The organism is Mucilaginibacter sp. NFX135, from assembly GCF_048565145.1.
Lineage (GTDB): Bacteria > Bacteroidota > Bacteroidia > Sphingobacteriales > Sphingobacteriaceae > Mucilaginibacter.
Map to the genome: position 1 here is coordinate 1242027 of NZ_CP183412.1, position 23997 is coordinate 1266023.

Consider the following 23997-nt stretch of genomic DNA (forward strand, 5'->3'; position numbering starts at 1 on the left):
GTTATAAGCCAGCAAGAAAACTGGTATAAATAAAAAAACTTAGAAGTGTTGCGACCACTCCTAAGTTCAGATTAGCCCAAATCAATTGACACCATTTTTAATGGTGGCGGGGCGTTAATTGTCTCATTTTTAAAAAGAAACATAACAAATATATGAAATTTCGTTTACGAACACCTATTCCCTGGTATCAAATCATGAGGATAACATTTATACAAATTCTGATATCAACCATGTTAACCGGTATGGCATACTCAAACACCTTGAGCGCCCAGGGTATACTTGATAAAAAGATAAGTATATCATTAAATAATACTACCCTGGTTGATGTATTAACTCATTTGCAAAAGAATGATAATATTAAGTTTATATACAGCAGCACAGCTATCAACGGCACTCAGAAGGTTTCTGTTAATATGGAAAACGAGTCGCTTAAAAATGTGCTTGACGAAGTATTAAAAAGTAAAGGTATAAGCTATGAAGTACTGCAGGGCAGGATTGTTTTAGGCAAAGCCAGCCCCGTTGATGAAACAGTTCCGGTTCCTGTAACCACTCCGGCAAATACAGAAACAGATATTGCTGCAACGCCAATAACTGGTAAGATTGTTGACCAAAGCGGTCAGCCTATTATTGGAGCCAGCATCCTTGAAAAAGGCACCACAAATGGCGTGTCAACAGATTTGAATGGTAACTTTAAACTGAACGTAGCTGGTCCGTCATCTGTATTGGTGGTAGCTTATATTGGTTATAATAACCAGGAGATAACTGTTGGCAACCAAACTAACATTACCATAACCCTTGTTGAAAACGTTAAAAACCTGAACGAGGTTGTTGTTGTAGGTTACGGCACACAAAAGAAAGCTACCGTTACAGGTGCTATCAGCAGTGTTAAAGCTGCCGATATACAAGATCAGCAGGTAACTCGTATTGATGATGCTTTAAGAGGCCGCGTTAGTGGGGTAAGCGTAGTACAAAGCTCCGGTCAGCCTGGTGCTGCTCCGCAAATACGTGTAAGGGGTGTTACATCAAGAATAAATAGCGATCCGTTATATGTTGTTGACGGAGTTGTTGTTGATGACATATCGTTATTGAACCCTAATGATGTTGAATCAACGGAGGTTTTGAAAGATGCGTCTGCAGCTATTTACGGTTCTCGTTCATCAAATGGTGTTATCCTCATCACTACCAAAAAAGGTAAAAAAGGTGATGCTGTAATTAGCTATAACGGCTATATAGGTTTTCAGGGGCCGGTAAGCAAGGTTAAATTGGCCAATGCATCACAGTATGCCACTTTAAGAAATGAAGCACAGGTTAATGATGGCAAAGCTCCTATATTCACCAATCCGGGATCATTAGGCGCGGGTACCAACTGGCAAAATGAGATTTTCAGTAACAATGCTCTGATTCAGAATCATAACCTGAATATCAGCGGCGCTACTGATAAAGTTACTTACTATACCTCATTTGGTTATCTTGATCAAAAAGGTATCGTAATGCCTGACATTTCTGATTACAAGAAATTCAACTTTACAACCAATACTACTTATAAAGTAAAAAAATGGTTCACTATTGGTGAAAATTTCACCTATTCTTATAACCGAAATAAGAGTGTAGGTAATACCAATAGTGTATTTGGTGGTCCACTTAGTTCTGCTTTAAACCTTGATCCGCTTACCCCGGTAACAGTAAGTGATATTGGTGCCCAACCAAACGCGTCTGTTTATACCGATCAGGCCAATTACATAGTAAGAAATGCACAGGGATTGCCGTATGGTATATCCAACTATGTATCGCAGGAGATCACCAACCCTTTTGCATACGCTCAAACCCGGGTAGGTAATTACAACTATGCGACCAATCTCCTGGGTAATGCTTTTGCTGAGATTGAACCGATTGAGGGTTTAAAGATCCGTACACAGATAGGTGCCAAACAATCATATTATGGGCAGGATGGATTTACTCCGCTTTATTATCTAAATTCAAGCACAAGTAACCTTTCAAGCACTTCACAGTATCAGGAAAACGACAGAAACCTGTCATGGAACTGGGATAATACAGCTACTTATACCCGTTCATTCGGTAAGCACAATTTATCTGCTTTAGTAGGTACCAGTGCACAGAAAATAACGTCATCGGGCTTAGGTGGCACATTCATTGGTGAGCCGGTAAATTCATTTGCCGACGCTTCAACCGGGTTCGCTTTACCGGCAGCTAACAGGATAGCTACTGGTATCATAGCTCAACCACACACACTGGCCTCGTACTTTGGCAGGGTGACTTATGATTATGATCAAAAATACCTGTTCACAGGTATCATCCGCCGGGATGGTTCGTCAAGGTTTGGTAGTAACAATGTTTACGGTACGTTCCCATCAGCCGAAGCTGGTTACGTAATCAGCCGAGAAGACTGGTTCCCGAAAAATACCTTTGTTGATTTTATTAAACTACGTGGTTCATACGGTATTGTAGGTAATGAGATGGCCGTTGGCGATTTTGCCTACGCTGCAACTATTGGTAGCGGTCGTAATTATGTATTTGGTAATGATAACCTGATTGTTGGTTACAGCCCTAATGCTCCGGCCAACCCGGATTTGAAATGGGAAGAAACCCGTACTGCTGATCTCGGTTTTGATGCTACCTTGTTCAATAACTTAAGCGTAACCTTTGATGTTTATAGAAAGCTGACCAAAGGTATGCTGCAAAATGTGCAGTTACCAACTTATGCCGGTTTTAGCGGTCAACCATTTGCCAATGTTGGTGATATGGAAAACAAGGGTGTGGAGTTAAGCCTGGGATATACCGGCAAAGTAGGTGATTTTAAATATAACGTAGGTGGTAACATATCTTATAATCACAACGAAGTAACCAGCCTGGGTAATCAGATAAACTACTTTACTGTAGGTAGTGTACAAAGCTCCACCTATGAAATTGGCCGTACTGCTGTTGGTCAGCCGGTGGGTGCGTTCTATGGCTTCCAGGAGCTGGGTGTATTCCACTCACAGGCAGAAATTAACGCTTATACTAAAAATGGCCAGTTAATACAGCCTAACGCTAAACCAGGTGATTTTAAATGGGCTGATGTAGATGGTGATGGTAAAATAACCGCGTCAGATCGTAAATTCCTGGGTAACCCGTTACCTACCTTCACTTACGGTGTAAACTTTAACGCCAGCTACAAAAACTTTGACATAAAAATATTTGGTCAGGGTGTTTGGGGTAATAAGATTTACCAGGCTTACCGCAGGTTAGATATCGCTTCGGCAAACTATCCTATCGCGGCTGTAAATGCATGGACGCCAGAAAATTCAGGCAGCAACTATCCTCGTTTAACTGATGCTGACCCAAACCAGAATTTTAAAAACCCATCAAATTTTTACCTGCAAAACGGCGCTTACTTCCGTATTAAAACCTTGCAGTTAGGATATAACCTGCCACAAAGCTGGTTAAAATCCGCAGATGTTAAAAAGGTAAGAGTATTTTTAAGTAGCAACAACCTGGTAACTATTACCGGTTACAAAGGTTATGACCCCGAAATAAGTGGTGGTATCGATATGGGCATTTACCCTCAGGCCCGCACATTTATGGCTGGTTTAGACATTACTTTATAATAACAAATAACAAGATTGATCATGAAATCAAAATATATTATATATACGGGAGCAATTTTGCTGGGTGTAAGTGCTTTAGCTTCCTGTAAAAAATCATTCCTGGAATTAACGCCGCAAGGGCAGTTTCTGCAGTCAAACTATTATGCCAACCCTGCGGAGGCGCTTACCGCTGTGGTGGCTGCCTATGACCCTTTGGTTACCGAAACAGGTGGTATTGATAATACCTATTCATCACCTCTGGGTGCATTGAACGCTGCATCGGATGATTGTTACGCAGGTGGTGGCAGTTCGTCAGACGTACCCGCATGGCAGGCTATTAATAATTATACCCTGTCGCCAACTGTTGGCCCTCAAAACCAATTCTGGGCTATTAATTTTCAGGGTGTAAACCGTGCCGACGTTTTGTTAGAGCAATTACCTAAAGTACCGGGCCTAAGTGCTGATCTGTTAAAAAGGTATACAGCCGAGGGCCAATTCCTGCGTGCGCACTATTACTTTGACCTGGTTAGGTTATTTAAAAACGTGCCCTTAATACTCACTACTTTAAATATCAGCAACGTGTATCAACAGCCTCAGGCTCCTACAGAAGCTGTATATGCGCAGATAGAAAAGGATCTTTTAGCAGCTATTGATGGCCTACCGGTAACTATTATTCCTTCAGAGAATGGTCGGGTATCTCAAGGTGCAGCAAAGGCCCTTTTGGGTAAAGTGTACCTGTATGAAAAAAAATGGTCAGATGCCGCACGCTTATTAAACGATGTAAATACCAATTACAGCTATAAACTGCTGCCTAATTATGGTGATATATTCAGCACCAAAAATAAGTTCAACAGTGAATCTATCTTTGAATTGGTACACTCTGGTACACAAAGCTATACCTGGAGCAACTGGGATCAGTTTAAATCAAATGTGTATGTACAAATGGTTGGCCCAAGAAGTTATACCGGTCCAATTTACTACAGCGGTGGTTATGGCTTTAGCCCGGTTACTACCCAGTTAGCCGATGCCATGAAAGGTGATCCGCGGTATGGTTATACTATTGTAAATATCGACAGCTTAACCAAAGCTACTAAAACAAGCTATGCGCCAAGCTATCAGAATACTGGTTACTTTATACAGAAATACGCACCTATCAACGCCAATAAAGTAACAACAGGTATTACCGAACTGAACTGGCCTAATGACTACATCGAGATCCGGTTGGCTGATACTTACCTGATGGAAGCTGAAGCTGATCTGAATGGTGGTGGCAGCACCGCGCGTGCTCAAACTTTGCTTGATGCTGTACGCAGCCGTGTGGGTTTACCATCTGTAGCGGCAACCCTGCAAAATGTGTATACCGAAAGGCGTTTAGAGCTGGCTACAGAAGGTCATCGTTGGTTTGACCTGGTACGCTGGGGACAAGCACCCACTGCTTTATCGTTTAAAGGCTTTAAAGCAGGTGTAAATGAAATTTTACCTATCCCATTGAATGAGACAACCAATGGCAGCCAGGTAAAACAAAACCCAGGCTACAATTAATACAACCGCTTATATAGAAGGGCTGCCGCGTTATGTGGCGGCCCTTTGTTTTTTATTTGTTTTATATAATTATTGAGGTAAATTGTTGTTGATTTTATCAGCTTACCCCAGTCGATAAAATCAAATTTAAACCACCGGTATCCAATTTGTGAATTAACGACATGCTTAAGAAAAAGACCTTCTTTTTTGTTTTAATTTCCCTTATCCCCTTAAGTTTTATTTTAACACAGTGTTATAACGCCGGTGCTCCGGAAGATGATCCGCGGGGGCAGTTATTTGCCGGTTCGGAGAGTTGTGTTAAATGCCATAGCGATGTTTATAATTCCTATACGCATACCGCCCACTTTCAAACTACACGCCCGGCTGCGGCCGGCAATATTAAAGGTAGCTTTGATAAAGGCTTTAACATTTTAGATTATGGTAGCGGGCTGCATGTAGCTATGGAAAAGCGTGGTGATAGCCTTTACCAGGTTGGATACATGAACAACAAACAAACCGAGGCTGAAAAGTTTGAAATAACTGTAGGCCTGGTAAATGCCCAAACCTATTTGTATTGGAAAGAGAACCAATTATTTGAGTTGCCGGTATCTTACTTTACGGCTTTGCATGGCTGGGCTAATAGTCCGGGATATGATCCAACCCGCGTAAACTTTCAACGCCCTATATTGCGTAAATGCCTGGAGTGCCATTCCTCCTACATCAGCGACTTGCCCCAGGCGAGTATGCAGGTAGGATTTGATAAAACCTCACTGATATATGGTATTGATTGTGAGCGATGCCATGGCCCGGCTGCCAATCACGTTAATTATCATACCGCTTATCCGGATGAGAAGAAGCCCAAATATATCACCACCTACGCATCTTTAACAAGGGGGCAAAAAATGGATGCCTGCGCAGTTTGTCACTCGGGTACCAACGGCGATTTTCAGCGTACGTCTTATGCCTTTCACATGGGTGATACTTTGTCTAAGTTTAAAGAGATGACCTTTTTGCCTGATGATCCTAAACATCCAAGCCCTGATGTGCATGGTAATCAGAGCGCGTTGTTACCTGCCAGCAAGTGCTTTATCATGAGTAAAATGGATTGCAATACCTGCCATGATCCGCATGTTAATCAGGAACGGAACCTGGCTATGTTTACCCAGAAGTGCCTGAGTTGCCATAGCGAGGCCAAACACAATTTTTGTAAAATGGCTCCACAAATAGGAGCGGTGATTAATAACTATTGTATTAACTGCCATATGCCGCAGCAATCATCGCATGTGATCATGGTAGGAGGAGGTTCCCAGGGTAAAATCAGCGCGCCTTATTTGCTACGCAATCATCACATAGCAGTTTACCCGCAGGAAACCCAAAAGGTGCTGGATTTTGTTAAGACCAAGAAGATATAAACAGGGCATAGAAAGGCGCATGTAATGTGTCTCTACGTGTAAATATTTTGTAGAGACGCATTACATGGGTCTTTTTAACAAGTTAATAGGTAAGCGTTAAGCCTCCCCCCCAACCCATGTCGCTATCATAATGACTGGAGAGTGAAAAATTGCGGGTAAAAATATACCTGAACCCTGCCGCGTATTCCTTATCCGTATTACCCATAAAGGTAAAACGCAGGCGGCTGGTAAGCGGTATATCATCCCTGCTAAGTTGAAATCTTAGCTTGCCATTACCATCAATACGGGCATCGGCTACTATCAGCATGGGCAGGGTATAAGCTAAACCGGCAACTACTGTTTTGCGGTTATTTTTATTGCTTACCTGACCGAACAGGTTCTTTTCAGGCCCTCCACTTTCTTTCTTGTAATGATAATCAAAACCACTATAAGCGTATAGCCATTGCATACGGCCAAAATACCGGCCGAGCATGGTTTCACTTTCATAGCCATCATGATCATGCAAGCCAAGATGCCACAGGGTCGAAAACTTCCAGCGGGTATTAGCCAGTGCAGCGGTACCATCGCTGCCATTGCTTTCCAACCCGACTTTTGCCGATGCATAAAAATGCTGATCATCCGCATAGATCTTTTTGATGGCTGCTGCCGGATCAGGGATCTCGGGATTGGGCGGTGAATTTTCATAACTGAATATACGTCCCATACCACTCATCATATGGTAAAGGATGTGGCAGTGGAAAAACCAGTCGCCGCTTTCGCTTGCCCTGAATTCAATGGTGTCCCTTTCCATCGGCATAATATCCAATGTATTTTTTAAGGGAGAATGATCGCCCTGGCCGTTCAATACCCTGAAGTAATGCCCATGCAGGTGCATAGGGTGCCGCATCATGGTATTGTTGTACAGGATGATGCGCACGTTTTCGCCCTTTTTAATCAGGATCTTGTCCGACTCAGAAACGGTTTTGTTATTGATCGTCCACACGTAACGGTTCATATTGCCAGTAAGATCAAACCGAAGTAGTTTGGTTGGCCCTTCGGGTAGTGTAGTTACCTTGGTTGATCGTAGCATACCATAGTTCAGAGTCACAATATCAGAGGAACTACCGCTCATGTCCATGCCATCTATATTCATGTTGCCCATGTCTTTGTCAGCTGATTTATTGCCACTCATGTCCATACCACCCATTTTGTTGGCTTTCTTCTTCTTTTGACCAGCAGATTTTTCCGCATCCCCGGTGATTTCTGGATATATCACCGTGTTCATATCCATCACCTGGTTGGTCATGGTCATGCCATCCATCTCTTTCATGTTGCCTTGCATATCCATCATCCCGTTCATCATTTTCATGCCCTCAAAATATTTCAGGCGCGATAGATGCTTGGCTTTATGCTGTGTACCCGAACCCAGCCAAAGCGAAGTATATTTGGTTCGATCTTCGGGAGTAGCTAAAAATTCATAGCTGCCATCTTTGGGGATGGTGACCACCACATCATAGGTTTCGGCGGTAGCGATGATCAGGCGGTCAACCTTTACAGGTTCCACATCTTCGCCATCATTGGCTACTACGGTGATCTTACCACCCGCATAATTAAGCCAGAAATAGGTTGATGAACTGCCGTTAACCACGTGCAGCCTTACCTGGTCGCCGGCTTTAAACTGCGGCGCAGTGCTCTCCGCTTTGCCATTGCTGAAAAAACGATCGTAGAATACATCGCTCACATCCATGGCTGTCATTCGCTTCCATTCGTTGGTAATTTTGGTTTTAAACTGACCTTCTTTAATAGCCTCAGCATAGTTCTGTGTGCTGCCTTTGCGTATGGCATACCAATCGGTAGCGTTATGCAGCAGGCGTTGCACTTGCTCGGGATTATCATCTGTCCAATCGCTCAGTAACAAGGTATAATCCTTAATGGATGATGATTGCTTTTCATGAATGATAAAAGCGCCATACATCCCGCTTTGCTGCTGGGTCATGGTGTGCGAGTGGTACCAGTAAGTGCCATGCTGTACCAGGGGAAATTTATAAAAGTGAGTTTCACCAGCCTTTACAGGTGATGTGGTGAGGTAAGAAACCCCATCATACCGGTTAGGCAGTATCAGCCCATGCCAGTGGATGGATGTTTCCATCATCATGTTATTATGCACATATATCTCGGCAGTATCACCCTCGGTAAAGGTAAGGGTAGGAGCCGGTATCGATCCGTTGATGGCCATTGCGGGCCTGGCCTTACCGGTGTAATTTACCGTGGTATCGCCTATATATAAATGGTAAATCTCCCTGTTGCCTATTTTGGTATAGAAAGGCTCCCGCTTAACGCCGGCACCCTGATCCATTTTCATAGATAGGTGATGCTGACCGAAAGCAGTAGCCGCCAGGAACAGATTTACCCATATTAAAAGGTAAGTCTTCATAAAAAAGCCTGTTTGTTATTTGGCAGCCGGAGTCAGCGTTTCTGTTGTTTTACCACAGGTTAGCATTTGCTTTCCGTAGTATGGATTTTTAATGATATTGTTTTCGCTCAGCCAGGTGGCCTTTTTCATAGGGCAGTATTGCTCATAAACCGTATTGGTGTTCAGTTTAAGGCCTTTAACTACGGCATACATGTTTTTAGATAAACTGGTGAAATGTTCGCGTTGGTGATCAATGGCATCGCTCTCGCTGATATGGCGACTGTCAAATTCCAGTTTCTCGGCATAGGTCATCCATAGTTTATACTGATCGGCAGTTAACTTATCCATGGGCATAGCGGCAATGGCGGTTAATAGGTCTTTGGCCTTAGCTTTGGTTTGCACATTATTATCGGCAGTAAGGGCATTCTTAACGTCCAGGTAAGCGCTTAATACATTATTTACAGCGGTATTGGCTGTTTTATCCTGGGCTTTTACGGTTGAATAAGTGATCAGTATGGTTAAAAGTATTATGAAGGATTTTAACGTTCTCATGATTTTTATGATTAAAGTAATTAATTTTTTGATGGTTATATCGTTGATTGACAGTTAGTAACCATATAGCTGTCAAATGACAGGGCATTATATTGCCCGGCTTAAAAACAGAATTACTTTATCAGATTTGGAGAGAACGTTGTTGTATGGCTATCGCTTTGCCCGATAAACCCGGTGGGGCCTTACCTAAACTTAGCTTAAATGTATTTAAAACAAGGTAATGTGTAGCAGCCGGGATTGGCTGAAATGGTCTGGTAACAATAGCTACCAATGACGCTTGAACATCAACCCCTGCTGGTTTTATATTTTCTTTGATCACATAATTGCCATGCTTTTTGCAGCAGTCGCAATCATCGTTTTTGGAATTGTGTTTATGATGATGAGCTGTTTTGTGATTCATGGCCTGCATAGCCATTTGGTTGCCGATTAAGCTTTGGCCGGTACAATGTACCAGGCATACGAACATCCCTGTGGTGAGTAACAGGTAAAATGTTGCTATGCTTAAAACGGCGGCTCTTTTCATCCAGCAATAAAGTTAAAGCATTATAACGGATATGTTTTATAAAATTTCATGTACCATTTATAAAATTTTGGTCAATAAAAAGCACTTAGCTAAGGGAACTAAAGGCAATAACCATTACTGAGGGCCATATTTCGCTTTGATATAGTCTATCGTAGAAGTGATCATTTGCCGGAGTACCCCCTCATTAATATCTTCCAGTTTTTTGATGTAGGTACAGCCTTTCCCGGTTTTGTGCCTGCCGAGTTTCGCGAGTAGCTTTTCTTTTTCCGCAGGCTCCTGCATCAGGTAGAGGCTGATTTCAGCCTTACGTGGAGAGAAAGCGACCAGCGGCATATCGCCCTCGCGACCGCTCTCATATCTGTAATGGCAGCTGCCAAAGCCTACAATAGCGGGTCCCCACATTTTGGCTTTCAGGCCAGTTTGTTCTTCCATGATCTGTGCCAGCCTGAAGCTATCCTTGCGCTTAGTTTCATCCGCTACCGCATTCAGAAATTCGGTTACACTGGCGGTGGTTTCTTTAGTTTTGTTTTCGGCCATGGTTTGACAGGTTGAAAGTGACAGGTTCCTGAGATGGATACAAGTTAATTAAAGATAATTATAAAATTCAAACAGCATATAGTGCGCGTGTGACTTTTTAAACCTTGATTTTAACACTTTTCTTATCAAAAACGGGGTGGAAATGAACCGAAAACTGCTCAAAACTCATTCATAACTATCTATTTTAACACTTTTTAACAAATTTTTGACACGATTTTTAGGATTTAAAAAGATTAATTTGATTGATAATCAAATAACCACATGTCAATCGGTGGAATTTTGAGACCTTTTTTCTCTTTAACCAAACAGCCCTGCTTACAATTTTCAAGTAAGCAGGGCTGGTGATTGAATATACTTAAAGATACAAAAAATGCTTGGAATTTGCAATAAGATGGGACGGGTGGGAGATAAATAAAAAACGCGTTATTGCGGTACGAAGCAATCTCTATGCTTTACAGGGCGAGTGACGTATCATCTTAATCTTCCTGTGTAGAGATTTGCTTCGTACCTCACAATGACGTGCTGAGAAAGAATGCTTTTCTTTCCACCGCAGGTGAAGAGAGGGCGATCCAGCGAAGCGTAGATGGGAGTGAGTCAAATCCGGTTTAAAACCTTTTTATCTTAATGAAGAATAATTATAAAACTGGAGCCGGCCGGTGCCGTTTACTTTGATTGTTTTTGTTTCGTCGGCGCCGTGGCTGTTTTTTAAGGTAAGACTGATCTGGTTTTCGCCTTTTTGCAGTGGAATGCGCGCGTATGAAATGTATGATGGCAGGGTTTGCCAATTGCGGGTATCGGCTTTTTCAGAGAGCAGGCTGTACAGCTGTATGCCATAACCTATGCCTTGCAATAAGGAGTTGGTATTGCCATTGTTATCTTTAGCGGCGGCACGTACCGAATATTCTGCTATCTTTTTTACAGCCAGCCTGGAAAGTACCTTGCCCATCTCGTTTAAGGTACGTTGCTGTAGGGTTTTAAAGGCCAGCTCATTGATATCCTCGGCTTTTTCAAGTGGGATCTGCTGCTGGTTATTGGTAATTACCGCACCCGAGTAATACGGGGTTTGGGCCACGTATTTTGGCCAGGCTACACGCAGGCTTTCTACCGATTTGGTGTTTACTTTGTTCCTGTCGCCGCTATAATTGAAAGGGATTACTAAACCACCGGCTGCATCGGTAAAGAAAAGGTCGCCGTTGTTGTTCCGGATCAGGCTGAAAAATAAATCGACCTGGGTTTTAACCGGTGCAAGGCCGTTTTCCCAAAAAAGGATCAGCTCGCCGCCTTCGCTGGGTTTGGGCAGTACATAATTGCTGATACCGAAGGTTGTTTCAAATTGATCTGCCTCTGTAGTAAAACCATTAAGCATGGCCGTGCGGATCACATCCTGCTGCAGGCCAAGCGGCATAGTAGTACCGTAATAGGTTTTATCGGGGTTTTTCAGGTACAGCTCGGCCGCGTTACGGTAAGATATAAATGCGTTATTAACATCGTTATTGCTTTCATACAACATGCCCTGCAGCATGAGCGAAAACGCGTCGTTTGAGTAACGGCTATCCTTATTGTTAAATTTATCGCCTTGTACCTGTGCCTGCAGACTAATGCGCCTGGCTTCTACAATGGCATCCTCCGTATTGTGCAGGTACATGTAATTGAGCGCCTTGTAATAATGGATCATGAATTTCTCAAAATCCTCACCTTTATAGCGTTGCGTCATGGGGTTTACCAATGCTCCAACAGCCTCATCTGCCGCACTGGTAAGGCCATGCTCCAGCATCGAGTCGGCCTCATTAAAATATTGGTTGCTGTTCTTATATTCTCCGTTCAGCTGACTTATCCTTCCTTTTTCCATCAGGTAAAGGAGCCGGTTACGGGGTTTTTGGATCAGGCTGTTTTTGTCCAGCTCAGTCTCGGCCGCTTTGTAATTCCCGGCCGAAACATTTTTATAATACGGAAGAATACGGTCATTATAAGATGCGCAGCCCGACAAAAAAAGCATCAATCCTATAACAGATGATGCCAGGAGAATATACTTGCGGAGGTTTATCATTATTTATAAGAGTTCAGGAGCAAGGATAGAAGGAGCAAAGAGCAAGGATCTTTTTATTCGAGTAAAGATTTATGGAATAAGGAGTAAGGATTTTCTTTGCTCTTTCTATCCTTGTTCCTTTTATCCTTAATCAAAAAGTCCTTGCTCCTTATTCCAAAAAGTCCTTGCTCCGTCTTATATTAGTTTTTTACGTATTTGGCTATTTTCTTTTCGCCTATCCAAACTACTTCGTTGGTTTGGATGTTGGTCAGTTCCAGGTTTACCTGGTAGTAAACTACTTTTTGGCGTTTGTGCGCATCAACAATGGAGTTGATAGAACCTTGCAGTATATAATCGGCACCATTTTCCAAACCGAATTTTTTCATGCTTGAAACGGTAGCGTTGGTTTGCTGATCTTCTTTTTCGGCACGCAGCTCTTCACGTTTCTTGCCGCCCTGTACCAAACGTACTTTTTGGGTTTGTATAAAGGCGCTTTCTACATCTTTTACAAAGGTTTCGGCATCAATATGCTCGTGGCTTTTGTTTTGAACAAAGCCCACAATAACTACCGGTCTTTTACCCTGATGCTCTTGCTGGTGTGTATTGATCCAGTTGGCATTTAATATTTTATCGGTAAGATCGGCTGCTACTAATCTCGAGTCGCTGTTGTTCCAGTTACCGCTGATATCGATAGTTTCGTCTGTACTAACACGTGTTACTTGTCTGGAGCATGAGGCTACTAACATTCCTGAAACTGCAAGGGCAGCAACTGCTATAATTTTGTTGAATTTCATGTGTATTGTTCGGGGTTTTATATAGTAAGATTGTATTTTATGTAAATTGTTACCAGCCAAATCCTATTCCAACGCTGGTACGTCCGCCCCAGCCGCCACCACGGTGGCCACCCCAACGGTTGCCCCAGCTACCGCCCCAGCCGCTATTCCAGCCCCAATTACTGTAGGGGTATGAGTAACCGCCATAAAGGCTCCATGATGGGCTATAATCATAACCATTCATCCGTTCTTCATGGCGCCATTCGCGGTTTTGCCTGCGGCGTTCCAGTCTGGCCTCGTACCAATCGTAAGCTTTATAAGTGTTTTGAACAGTAGTGCCGTGCAGGCTGTTCAAGCTGTCGGCGCCACGCATATATTTATACTGACTTTCCAGATATCTGGGATTTTGATCAGGTTCTAAAGCGGTTGTTTGTTGGGCGTGTACTACGCCGCTGTAAAAACAACCTATCAGTAAGCTGGCAATGATAATTAATTTCCTTTGCATGACTTTAAATTTGATGTAGCAAAAATAAGTAAAAACAAATCGCTTGTACCTACATAAAGTTGACGTACAGTCATTTATTTAACGTTTTTTAACTATAACGATCATATATAAACGAATAAAAAAGCGGCTCTGCCATTTTGATGGAGATATGCTTTTCCTATCAGACTTAAATTGTAGGGAATGGATTAATGGGGTTGCAAATAAATTTGGTTGAAACGCCCTGGTATCGACTCACCCCGACTTCGCTGCACTCGTCACCCCTCTCTCCGCTTCGCGCATAGAGGGGTTTCCTTTCTTTTTTCTTTACCCTCTTTGCGGCAAAGCCGCAGAGAGGGTGGTCCAGCGAAGCGTAGACCGGGTGAGTTGGCTATACTCCATACTATTTCATCAAAATTTGCTTACTACTATACTAAAGCATATTGCTATCCTTTAGTATAGTAGTATCCTTTACATAGTTATAGTAAATACCTTTGACCAAACAAAAAAATAAAGAAACAATGAAAAAGATATTGAATATCATTTCGAGTGTTAAAGGGAACGAATCCTACAGCAATAAACTATCTGGCGCTATATTGGAAAAACTGACCGCCACTTATCCCGGCAGTACTGTACAGACGCACGATCTGACCAGAAATCCATTCCCTCATCTGGAAGCATCAAAGTTCACCGCGTTTTATACACCAGAAGAAGCACGTACACCTGAGCACCGCGAGGCTGTTAAACACTCTGATGAAGCGATACGTGAGCTTAACAATGCTGATATCATTATAATTGGCGTGCCGATGTATAATTTTGGGATCCCGTCTACATTAAAATCATGGATAGACCATATTGTTAGAGCTGGTGTTACTTTTAACTATCAGGAAGGTGGTATGCCAGAAGGTCTTGTAAAAAACAAAAAAGTTTACCTGACTATCGCTTCGGGCGGGGTATTTTCTGACGGCCCCTTGAAAAGTTACGATTTTACAGAGCCATACCTGAGAACCGTTCTTGGTTTAATTGGTTTGACAAACATCACCACTTTCCGTGTGGAAGGACATTTCAGAGGCGAAACCAAAGAAACCGCTTTGCCTAAAGCATTGGGTGCTGTTGAGGAATATGCTTATTAACTATACTGGAGTAGACTCTTAGAGGTGGTGCGGTGATAACACCGACCACAAGCTCAACTACGTGAGTTTTTAAGAAAGAAAGAAATAAAAAGGTTGTCATTTCGAACGAGGTACGAGGAGAAATCTTCTGAGATTCGCAATTGAAACTTTGTATTACGCAGAAGATTTCTCTTTCGCGCAACGCTCATACCCTCCCATGCTCTATCGAAATGACAACCATTTTTTATAGGGGCTGTCATCCTGAGGAACGAAGGATCTTCTTCAATATGTCTTGACGAAGAAGATGCTTCACTCCGTTCAGCATGACAAATTTATTCTTTAATAAGGCAAGAGCTCGGGATATTGGCCCATTTAGTTATGATCAATCTGCGACGTAAGCGTTACCGGCGCATTTCCCCAGATATCGTTATAATATACTGAGTTGAGAACCTGTATATTTTGAGCTTTTTTTGTGCCTATAACCTTAGGGTTATCCTGCGCTCGTACCATTTTTATACCGCTGATGCTGGCACCGATCACGTCATCAAAAAACAGGACATAGCGGTTGTCGCGTTTTTCATAATTAAAGGTGCAATTATTGATGGAGATATCTTTCACATGCCTGGCCCAAAGTCCGTAGGAGGGCTGGATCTTCAAATCGGCTACATTATATTGCCCTACGCCCAGTTCAGCCGGAGCGCTGGCTGTATCGGCTAAAGGGTTGCCACCTTTTACCAGGAAATTGACATCATCAAAAACTACATTTTTAATATAGCCCGTATGCAAACCATTGGGAAGTTTAAAATCCAGCCCGCCGGTAACATCGGCATTATCGGGCAGCTTGTAGCCGGCAATGATCGGGGTGGCCTTGCGTTGGGAGCCATCGTAAGGCTTCTTTTTGCCACCGTATGAACTGCCACCATAAACTTCATACACATCCAGGCCTTTGAGGTTAATGTTTTCAACCAGGCCAATGTTTACGTTTTTAATCAGCAGCTCATCATGCTTTTTGCCGTTTTCGGTAAATACATATCTGCCGGCTTCGGCGCCGATAACCCGCCCGCGATTAGATATGGATATAAAAAATGGCGTGGTGGCCCGGTACATTTTGGAACGCTCACGAATAGGGCCGGTTCGGCCGCTGTTAAGGTAAATATCTTTTACATGTCCGCCATCGTTGGTGGATATGGAAAACCCGGCTTTATTGGCGCCCAGCACATAAATATTATCTACGTAAACCTGCGTAATGTCATCCGCAGTTTCGGAGCCTAACTGGATGAGGTTGCAATTGGTATCGCCAATAATGTTGCGTACCAGGTAATTACTGGCCGGACGGGTAAAGCCCAGCGAACAATCGGAGCCGGGTTTTACCACATCATCGGAGCTAACCCGAGAAAAAATGTTGGTCACCCTTACATTGTTACACTCCATAAAATCATACACATCGCGCACGTTGGTTTGATTGTTTTTGCAGATATAAGTATCGTGGATGTTGATGCCATCGGTACCGGTAGCCAATAAGGCAAAATGCCCCGAACGATCGAGCTTGAGCATGTTATCACTGTCGAATACTTTTGTGCCATTGCTGCCTATATAATAAGGTTCATCTTTAGTTTCATCATACCACAGATCTTCTGGGTGATAGATGCCGCCAATTTCAACATGGGTACATAGTTTGAGTGAAAATAGCTTATCGCAACGATTATCTGGCGCGTTTTTCATTACGCCGTCGCCGTTAACCAGGCTGCCGTTCCCGTTGATCTGGCCATTGCCAATAATTTTTACATTGTCGAGCCGTTCGCCAGAGAACATGGCGTTTTTAAAATAATGGTGACCCACATCCTGCTTGGTCATATAGTTTTCCGGGTCGGCATAAGGGCCGGCATCAGTAGGGGAAAGACCCGAGCGGTATTTACGGTCGCTAAACCAGGTTGATTCCGGTGCGTCACCGCCTTTCAGGGCTTTGATGATGGCGTCTTTTTCCAGGCACAGGAAAACATTGCTTAGCAGGTGAACGGTGCGTACCATGTAAGTACCCTGGCTAAATAACAGGGTGCCGCCGCCCAGCTGATTGATATAGGCGATGGCCTTGTTGATGTTTTCGGTATCATCGGCGCCGCTGCCGGTAACGCCAAAAGACTTGATATCCATTTTGCCCGAGTAAAACCAAACGGCGTTGGAATAACCTTTTTGTATACCATTTTTAACGCTCAGTTTAAAGGTGTACAATGTATTGGGAGCCAGGCCCCAAGCCGATGCGGTGGCTGCTTTAGTGTCGATTTTGGCTCTTGCCGTCGACCATGTTTTGCCTTTATCTGCAGATTGCATTAATTGCAGTCCGGATGCATTACCGCCTTTTCCCCATTTAAAATAAGCTGTTGTATACATCGTCGGTATTTCACGATAGCTCATGGTTGTATCAGGTAACCGTTCCAGATCAGAGATGGTGCGGGTGGCGGTCAATACTGCCGTTTCGGGACCGGTGCCCGGACTTGTTAATACTTCCGGTTTAGACGTACTGTACACCGCTTTGAACAGATATCTCCCGGCTTTTTTAAGATTCACACCGCTGATCCTGAGTTTAAGATCGGCGCCGTTTGCTGGCCTCAGGTCGAGATGGCTGAAGGTGATGACCGATCCACTGCCCGAAGATCCGGAAATAGTTACATCGCCAACTTTAGCGTAAGAGTACTTGGTACCCACCCTCCCGATGGATTGCGTTGCGAGGCCACTTAGCTTTACATCGCCCCGGCCTATAACGTTTACTGTTGTGTTGTCCATAGTAACGGTAATGCCGGCGGGGATATAAACTTTTATGGTTGCATCCGGGCTGCGTTGTCCCGCTGTGAAAGATAATACGATATCGCGGCGGGTATTGGCGGTTATGGATGGATTATCTAAACTTAACTGCCCGCTCAGCGCCATGGGTTTAACAGCAATATAATAAACTTTGGTTGGTATACCCCTTGATGTTACTACGAGCTTATCGCCGGTTTGTATATCGCCACTGGTTTTTGTTATGCCAGCTTTATCGATGATGGTATAGTGTTGAGCAGAGCCATCGGATGCTAATTGCCCTGGCAAATCATTTACGCTTACTTTGGTGGAGATGAGACCCTGATCTTCGGGCGTATCCACCGTAAACAGGTAAGTAGTACCGCTGATGAGCACCAGTGAATCGTTAGTTATCCGTGCGATGTTCCGGGCGTTTTTACCAAAAGCTATATGGGTGCCCGCCCGTTGTGTTTGACTTTTTACAACTATTGCCGACAGCACAAAATACAAAAGAAACGCGGATTTTATTGCAAATAACCTGATCATATTATCAATATCAAATAGTTTGGGGAAAGAGAGGCTGACCGGGGCGAAATCAGCTATACAAATAAATAGGAAATTGCAACAGTGCGCCTATCAATTATTGACTAACTATTCATCTATTTTGACATTCTCAATAGATCTAAACATAAATTTACCTGAACACCATAAAGTGCTTTATAATTGATGCCTGTAATTAGGTATATAACAGCAAAGTCTCATCAATTTGATGAGACTTTGCTGTTATTGAAAATGAGATCATACCTTAATTAGGCGCGCTCCATCCATCGCCCCAGCCACTACCTCCGGTATTTTTTGACTCTTTTATCAGCTTATCATACTTTACTGCTTGTTTAGCAGTTAAAACGGCTTTTATTTTGGTTATGGTAGCCGTGCGAAGAGGTTTTATAGCAGTTAACATTTTGTTATTATCGCCATGCGCATCTGTCTTGATCTTATCAAACTTTTTGGAAGACTCCTCGTATATTTTTTCAATCTTAGTGGTTTGCGCATTATTGAGCTTAAGCTGTTTTTGCAGCTCCTTAGCTTTTTCGGCCGGACTATTGGTTCCCGGGTGGTTTTGGGCATTGCTTGCCGTTGTTATTCCAACAAGGATGAAGCAGGCTAATAAAAAATTTCTCATGGCTTAAAATTAGAGTTGATGGTCAATTATTTATCTAAATGTAATCTATTTTAACAATATATAAAAGCTGTAATACCACTGGTTGTTTTTTAAAATAGGACCTTAATTCATTTTGGCGGTCATTGGCATACAAACCGGTGCTCCATGCTGTTTATCTATAAAGGTTAATTTACTCAACGGAATGGTTTGATAATAATCATCACCCTCAGTGATCTGTAGGAATTGATTGGGCATAACATTTTTAAAATGCTGCACAGTATTACTGCCTGCCCACTTAATTTCAACATCATCTATCAGTTTGGCCCGTCCTATACCCATTTCCTGCCGCAAAGGCGAAGAGCCAAAACTTCCGCCTGAATTTACATCTTTATAAACACTCCGTTTAGCTCCATTTTCGGTAAAAGTTAATTTAATGTGGCTGCCTATAGCTGCTTTATTTGCCTTAACGCCATTTAACTTTAAACTTATCCAATTATTATTGCTTACACCCGGATTCATATATAATGAGCTGGTATAGGAATCACCGATGTAGGCACCTCCCATTTCAATAAATATGTCCTGGTTGCCAGTATTCCTGAGGTCGGCAAAAGCTACGCCATGTCCTTTCTGAAGGTTACCTGTACGTGAAGATGTGGTAATATCAGCAAATCTTTTCCCCTCAATATTTCTGAAAAATTTATTGGGCACCAGTGATTTGAAATCGGGATTGCCTGTGCCAAAATACATATCAGGATATCCGTCATTATCAATATCGCCAAAATTTCCTCCCATGCTATAAACCACTTTATTTAGGCCGGCATCTTTAGTTACATCTGTAAACGTACCATCGTGATTATTTTTATACAGGAAAATATTACCGGCTCCGGGAACCGGCGAACCCAATGCCTCAGCGGCGCTATAGTATGCCAGGGCGCGATCAAACTGGTAGTCGGCCACCATAATGTCTTGCCAGCCGTCATTATTATAATCATAAAACCAGGTAGTAAATGTTCTTTCTTGATTTTTATCTATCCCGGCTTTCACGGTAACATCTTCAAAATCGACATTAGGGCCGGCTATTCCTTTATTTCGAAGTAAAAACTTTTTGCCATCCATAGTTGAAATGAATATATCGGGCCATCCGTCATTATCATAGTCGGCTGAAGTAACACCTTTTATAAACGCGCTGATATTACAATGGGCCGCTGCAGAAATATTGGTGAATGTTCCGTCGTGATTATTGATATACATGGCACAGGCGGATGCGTTTGGATCATAAGGATTGGTTGAACTTTCTGTGCCTACAAATACATCCAACCAGCCATCGTTATTAAAATCGGCCCAGGTGGCAGTTTGAGTTGGATGAAAAAAGAGGAGACCACTGGGTATGGTTACATCAGTAAAAGTACCATCGCCATTATTGCGCAACAAGGAGCTTGGCTGATTGCCAAAGCCTTTGGTAAGCCAGGCACCTCTCAAAACAAAAATGTCTGTATAGCCATCATTGTTATAATCCGTTTGCTGAATATTTAAGCCCCCGGTTATGCCTTTTAAACCGCTTTGTTCAGAACGATCACTAAAAGTGCCATCTTTGTTATTTTGAAAATAGTGCATAGGGTCGCTCAGGTCCCATCCCGATGTGATAATGTCGAGATAACCATCGTTGTTAAAATCATCAACAATAACGCCTCCGGCCCTGCCATTGATATTAAGCCCCAGGCTGCCGGCCATATCCCGAAATGGCTTTACCTGGTTACCGGTATCCGGATTTAAATTAGGTATCAGTAATTGTTTGGGTACTTTTTGCGGATATTGGCCCATGGTCATGTAGGCAATATTGATTAACCACCGGGATTCAAGATCATCCGGCTTATTTTTTAAAATGGTTTTATAAATTTCAATCGCTTTTTTAGAACCGGTTTGTATTTGATGAACACCTTCATCTTTAATGGGATAAATACAGGAAGACCCGTTGTGGTTAAGCATACAGTTATTGCGCTCCCCTAACCGCATATAGGCTATGCCTAAATCTGGCAACATGTTATCGCCCAGCATAAAATCCATATGGTACAACAAGTTTTCATAGATCTTTACTGATTGCTCTTCTTTACCGGCCTTGAGTAAAAGGGACGCTTTTGAAGCTAAAAGATATTGGTTTTGGCTATTGCCTGATTTTTTAAGCAAAGAATCACAAAAAGCGATTTTGGCCTCCTGATTAAAGGGGTGACCGGTATTGTTATTTTGTTTATTAATTTTTTGAAGTATCCGGATCATTTCATCATGTGGCGAATCCTGACGGAATGCTATGATTATAGTGCCAAGTAATAGGGCAACTAATCCACAGATCATTAATTTTTTCATCATGTTTATTGGTTTACCTGGAGGTATCTGTTAAGGCATACCTTATTACAGATATGTATTATTCATATTCGGTTAATGCACAGGGGCTTTGGCATTCCTCATTAAATAACTCCATGTTTCAATTTGCGTCATATGTATATCTGAGCGAAACGTATTAATGTCCCGGCAGATACAGCTTTAATTGATGTGACAAATGAGAATGGAATTAGATAAGGAAACGCACTGCATTCTTTTTAGGAGGTTGCTCCGGAATATCTTTCTGTTGATAGATCAATTGTTGAACAGGCTGTTCAATATTTTGAGGCAGGCTTTTTACAGGGCAATAGAAATCAAATTGTACAAAGCAAAAATTCAGGTTATCCTGTAAAACGGATTTACCGAATGGTACATGGCCTTTCTGGGGAATTGATTCTCCCTGTATGCCCTTCGCTTTGAGAATATTTTCGGACGATAAATGAGTGGTTTCATAGTTAGGAATGCACATTAAGTACATGACATTCTGTGTAAGCCTCATTTTTACATAGTTATAATTGGTGTTTTCGAACTGAATTTGTCCGCTTATATTTGCAAAACGGCTCCAATTTCTAATACCCGGTAAATTAACAGGAATAGCTACTTCTGTCAGATCTTCTACATTGTAAAGGCCTTTACGTATCTGTTCGTTGAATAATTTGTCAGTTTTATAAACTAAATATTGATGTAATGCCAATTGCCCACCAATATTAAAAAGGTGTATAAAAAGTATGAGTATGGCAATTTTCTTCTTCAAAGATCAACAGGCTCAATTGGTAAAATATAAAAATAAGTTTTTTTATTAAAGTTATTCCTAATAACCGGTATTTTATTGATAATTATGTGCTTATATAGGACCGCTATAAAGGAAATGATATATGGATCTGATTAAAATGCCGATTAAATTAAGTGATCAGATCCATATTTTAAAGTATATTTATATATTCATTACATGCCTGAATGAAACCTAAAATAACTTTATTGATCATATTTTATATCCCGATGGTGTTTCGGGTATACGGTCAGCGGCCCGGCCGCGAGATACAGATCAATATTGATACCCTGTTAAATGCCCGACCGGTAACTACGCTTACTCATGGCAAATTGGTAACCTGGAGCAAAGGCATCGACGGTGATGGACAAGGCGATGGTTATCTTACGATGGCGGCGGCCTTGTTTAATAAGGATAAAGTTGCAAACGCGCTGCCGGATAACTCAAGGATAGAAGCAACACCCGAACATCCGTCGATTGCGCTGCATTATAAAAATAACGATGGTACAGGTTACCAGACCCGTTTTGTTTCGGGCGAAGGTGGTTTTGGATTTAATGTACCGCCTAAAAAGTATATGGGCATGTATCTGAGCGTCACCAGTGCCGAAGGGGGATCGCAATTAGAAATAGAATTAACCTACCAGGACGGGACAGCCATAAAAAATTGCTGGCTGCCCGATTATTACAATGACATTATTGCCCGCGACACCTGTTTAAGTTATGTAGTGCATGACCTGGGCAAATGGGATAATAAAAATAACATGGCAGAGCCCAACCATCATAATATTGACGCCCTGAACATTTACCCCGATCCACGACGGATCTTACTGCATATCAGAGTCAAAAAGGGTGCTGCCGGATATCTTGTGTTTTGGGCTGCTACCGGCGTGCCCGTTAAGTAAAGTTTTATGGAGTATACGCCCGCTTAATTATAAAGGGGTTATAAAACAACCAATTATTACAATAAATTTGCAGCAAAATTAACGGGCTTTATATTTTGCTTTTTAAATGCGTTTAACTACCTGGTGTTTCCTGCTTTTATTATGGAGCTGTTCGGCTGTGTTTGCTCAACAGGACTCGGTAATTACGGGTAATAGCACGCGCAGACCAGCAATTACCCGCAGAACCGGTACCTCAGTGCTCGACTCTGTGGCAGCAGCCATGCATGCCCGAAAGATCTTTGTAGCCGATTCTATAGCCTTCCGATATATACACGCGCCCGATTCTGCAACTACAAGGGAGTTTACCGATAGTTTGCTGGCCCATGCTTCATACATATATAAAGGATATGGATTTTTAGATATGCCTTCCAAGTCAAAGGGTTTGGTGAGGGATGGGCACAACCGCCCGCTGCGCGATCCCTGGATAGTTATTGTTATTGTTGGCTTACTTTTATATACGGCCGCCCTTAACATCGGCTTAAATAAGGATGTGACCTATGTGCTGCAATCGTTTTATAGTAAACGCGTACTTTCACAGGCAGGTAAAGAAGAAGGTTTTGTGAGTTCATGGGCTTTTTTGGGCCTTTTTTTATTGTTTTGTTTAACCTGCGGTTTGTTCCTGTACCAGTTGGCGGCCTACAAAAGTGTTTATTATGTAGTGAGCGGTACGCGTTTATATGTGTCGTTAACGGTTATCATCATCGTTTTATTCGCCTTGAAGTTTTTGGCCCTTAAATTTTTAGGATTTGTTTTTGATATAAACCGCCTGGTAAGCGAATACCTGAATATATTGCATCTTACCTACTTTAATTTAGCGTTTATATTTTTACCGGTTGTAATTTGTTTTAGCCTATTAACCAGCCGGTATGTGCCGGCGTTGCTTGATGTAACATTGATAATAACAGTAGTCATATTTATATGGCAGTACCTCCGGAGCAGCGTAAATATAATTTCTACTTTTCGATTTCATAAGTTTTATTTATTTACGTATCTTTGTGCCCTCGAAATTTGCCCCGTTTTGATTTTGATAAAGGCATTGAATATTAGAATTTAGGTAGTTT

General features: G+C 42.3%; 17 protein-coding genes. 6 read left to right on the forward strand and 11 right to left on the reverse strand.

The features are described from left to right. Positions 1–194: 194 nt before the first annotated feature. The 3 genes from ACNURT_RS05440 (at position 195) to ACNURT_RS05450 (ending at position 6517) form a co-directional block, all read left to right on the forward strand. On the forward strand, positions 195–3605 hold the full coding sequence (locus tag ACNURT_RS05440) for a TonB-dependent receptor (protein ID WP_419700873.1): 3411 nt from the start codon (positions 195–197) through the stop codon (positions 3603–3605). 21 nt (positions 3606–3626) lie between these two features. Further along, on the forward strand, positions 3627–5126 hold the full coding sequence (locus ACNURT_RS05445; RefSeq protein ID WP_419700874.1) for a RagB/SusD family nutrient uptake outer membrane protein: 1500 nt from the start codon (positions 3627–3629) through the stop codon (positions 5124–5126). 161 nt (positions 5127–5287) lie between these two features. After that, the gene (locus ACNURT_RS05450; RefSeq protein ID WP_419700875.1) at positions 5288–6517 is read left to right on the forward strand and encodes a multiheme c-type cytochrome; all 1230 of its coding nucleotides are present in this window, start codon (positions 5288–5290) and stop codon (positions 6515–6517) included. 82 nt (positions 6518–6599) lie between these two features. Here ACNURT_RS05450 and ACNURT_RS05455 read toward each other — a convergent pair whose 3' ends face one another. From ACNURT_RS05455 to ACNURT_RS05485, 7 genes are all read right to left on the reverse strand, one after another. Continuing rightward, the gene (locus tag ACNURT_RS05455) at positions 6600–8930 is read right to left on the reverse strand and encodes a multicopper oxidase domain-containing protein (RefSeq protein WP_419700876.1); all 2331 of its coding nucleotides are present in this window, start codon (positions 8928–8930) and stop codon (positions 6600–6602) included. 15 nt (positions 8931–8945) lie between these two features. Next, on the reverse strand, positions 8946–9461 hold the full coding sequence (locus ACNURT_RS05460; RefSeq protein ID WP_419700877.1) for a DUF3347 domain-containing protein: 516 nt from the start codon (positions 9459–9461) through the stop codon (positions 8946–8948). 121 nt (positions 9462–9582) lie between these two features. Then, complete coding sequence (locus ACNURT_RS05465; protein WP_419700878.1) at positions 9583–9984, reverse strand: hypothetical protein; 402 nt, start codon at positions 9982–9984, stop codon at positions 9583–9585. A gap of 114 nt (positions 9985–10098) precedes the next feature. Further along, the gene (locus ACNURT_RS05470; RefSeq protein ID WP_419700879.1) at positions 10099–10521 is read right to left on the reverse strand and encodes a DUF1801 domain-containing protein; all 423 of its coding nucleotides are present in this window, start codon (positions 10519–10521) and stop codon (positions 10099–10101) included. Between the two features lie 616 nt (positions 10522–11137). Beyond that, the gene (locus ACNURT_RS05475; protein WP_419700880.1) at positions 11138–12568 is read right to left on the reverse strand and encodes a COG3014 family protein; all 1431 of its coding nucleotides are present in this window, start codon (positions 12566–12568) and stop codon (positions 11138–11140) included. Between the two features lie 179 nt (positions 12569–12747). Then, positions 12748–13341: a penicillin-binding protein activator LpoB gene (locus tag ACNURT_RS05480; RefSeq protein ID WP_370994847.1), complete on the reverse strand. Its 594-nt coding sequence runs from the start codon at positions 13339–13341 to the stop codon at positions 12748–12750. Between the two features lie 49 nt (positions 13342–13390). Beyond that, on the reverse strand, positions 13391–13825 hold the full coding sequence (locus ACNURT_RS05485; RefSeq protein ID WP_419700881.1) for a hypothetical protein: 435 nt from the start codon (positions 13823–13825) through the stop codon (positions 13391–13393). Positions 13826–14322: 497 nt separating this feature from the next. On the opposite strand from ACNURT_RS05485, the gene ACNURT_RS05490 reads away from it, so the two are divergent. Continuing rightward, positions 14323–14934 carry an FMN-dependent NADH-azoreductase gene (locus ACNURT_RS05490; protein ID WP_419700882.1) on the forward strand — a complete coding sequence of 204 codons (612 nt, stop codon included), beginning with the start codon at positions 14323–14325 and terminating at the stop codon, positions 14932–14934. A 351-nt stretch (positions 14935–15285) separates the two neighbouring features. Here ACNURT_RS05490 and ACNURT_RS05495 read toward each other — a convergent pair whose 3' ends face one another. From ACNURT_RS05495 to ACNURT_RS05510, 4 genes are all read right to left on the reverse strand, one after another. Further along, entirely contained in the window at positions 15286–18234 is a 2949-nt protein-coding gene (locus ACNURT_RS05495) for an endopygalactorunase (protein ID WP_419700883.1), read from the reverse strand. A gap of 259 nt (positions 18235–18493) precedes the next feature. Continuing rightward, entirely contained in the window at positions 18494–18871 is a 378-nt protein-coding gene (locus tag ACNURT_RS05500) for a hypothetical protein (RefSeq protein WP_419700884.1), read from the reverse strand. A 102-nt stretch (positions 18872–18973) separates the two neighbouring features. Continuing rightward, a complete protein-coding gene (locus ACNURT_RS05505) occupies positions 18974–21214 on the reverse strand; it encodes a CRTAC1 family protein (protein ID WP_419700885.1) in 2241 nt (746 codons plus the stop codon). Between the two features lie 202 nt (positions 21215–21416). After that, positions 21417–21980, reverse strand: coding sequence for a hypothetical protein (locus ACNURT_RS05510; RefSeq protein WP_419700886.1), 564 nt, complete (start codon positions 21978–21980; stop codon positions 21417–21419). Positions 21981–22183: 203 nt separating this feature from the next. Between ACNURT_RS05510 and ACNURT_RS05515 the strand changes: the two genes are divergently transcribed. Both ACNURT_RS05515 and ACNURT_RS05520 read left to right on the forward strand, forming a co-directional pair. Continuing rightward, complete coding sequence (locus ACNURT_RS05515; protein ID WP_419700887.1) at positions 22184–22897, forward strand: hypothetical protein; 714 nt, start codon at positions 22184–22186, stop codon at positions 22895–22897. Between the two features lie 106 nt (positions 22898–23003). Further along, positions 23004–23990, forward strand: coding sequence for a DUF4271 domain-containing protein (locus ACNURT_RS05520; RefSeq protein WP_419700888.1), 987 nt, complete (start codon positions 23004–23006; stop codon positions 23988–23990). Positions 23991–23997: the final 7 nt, after the last annotated feature.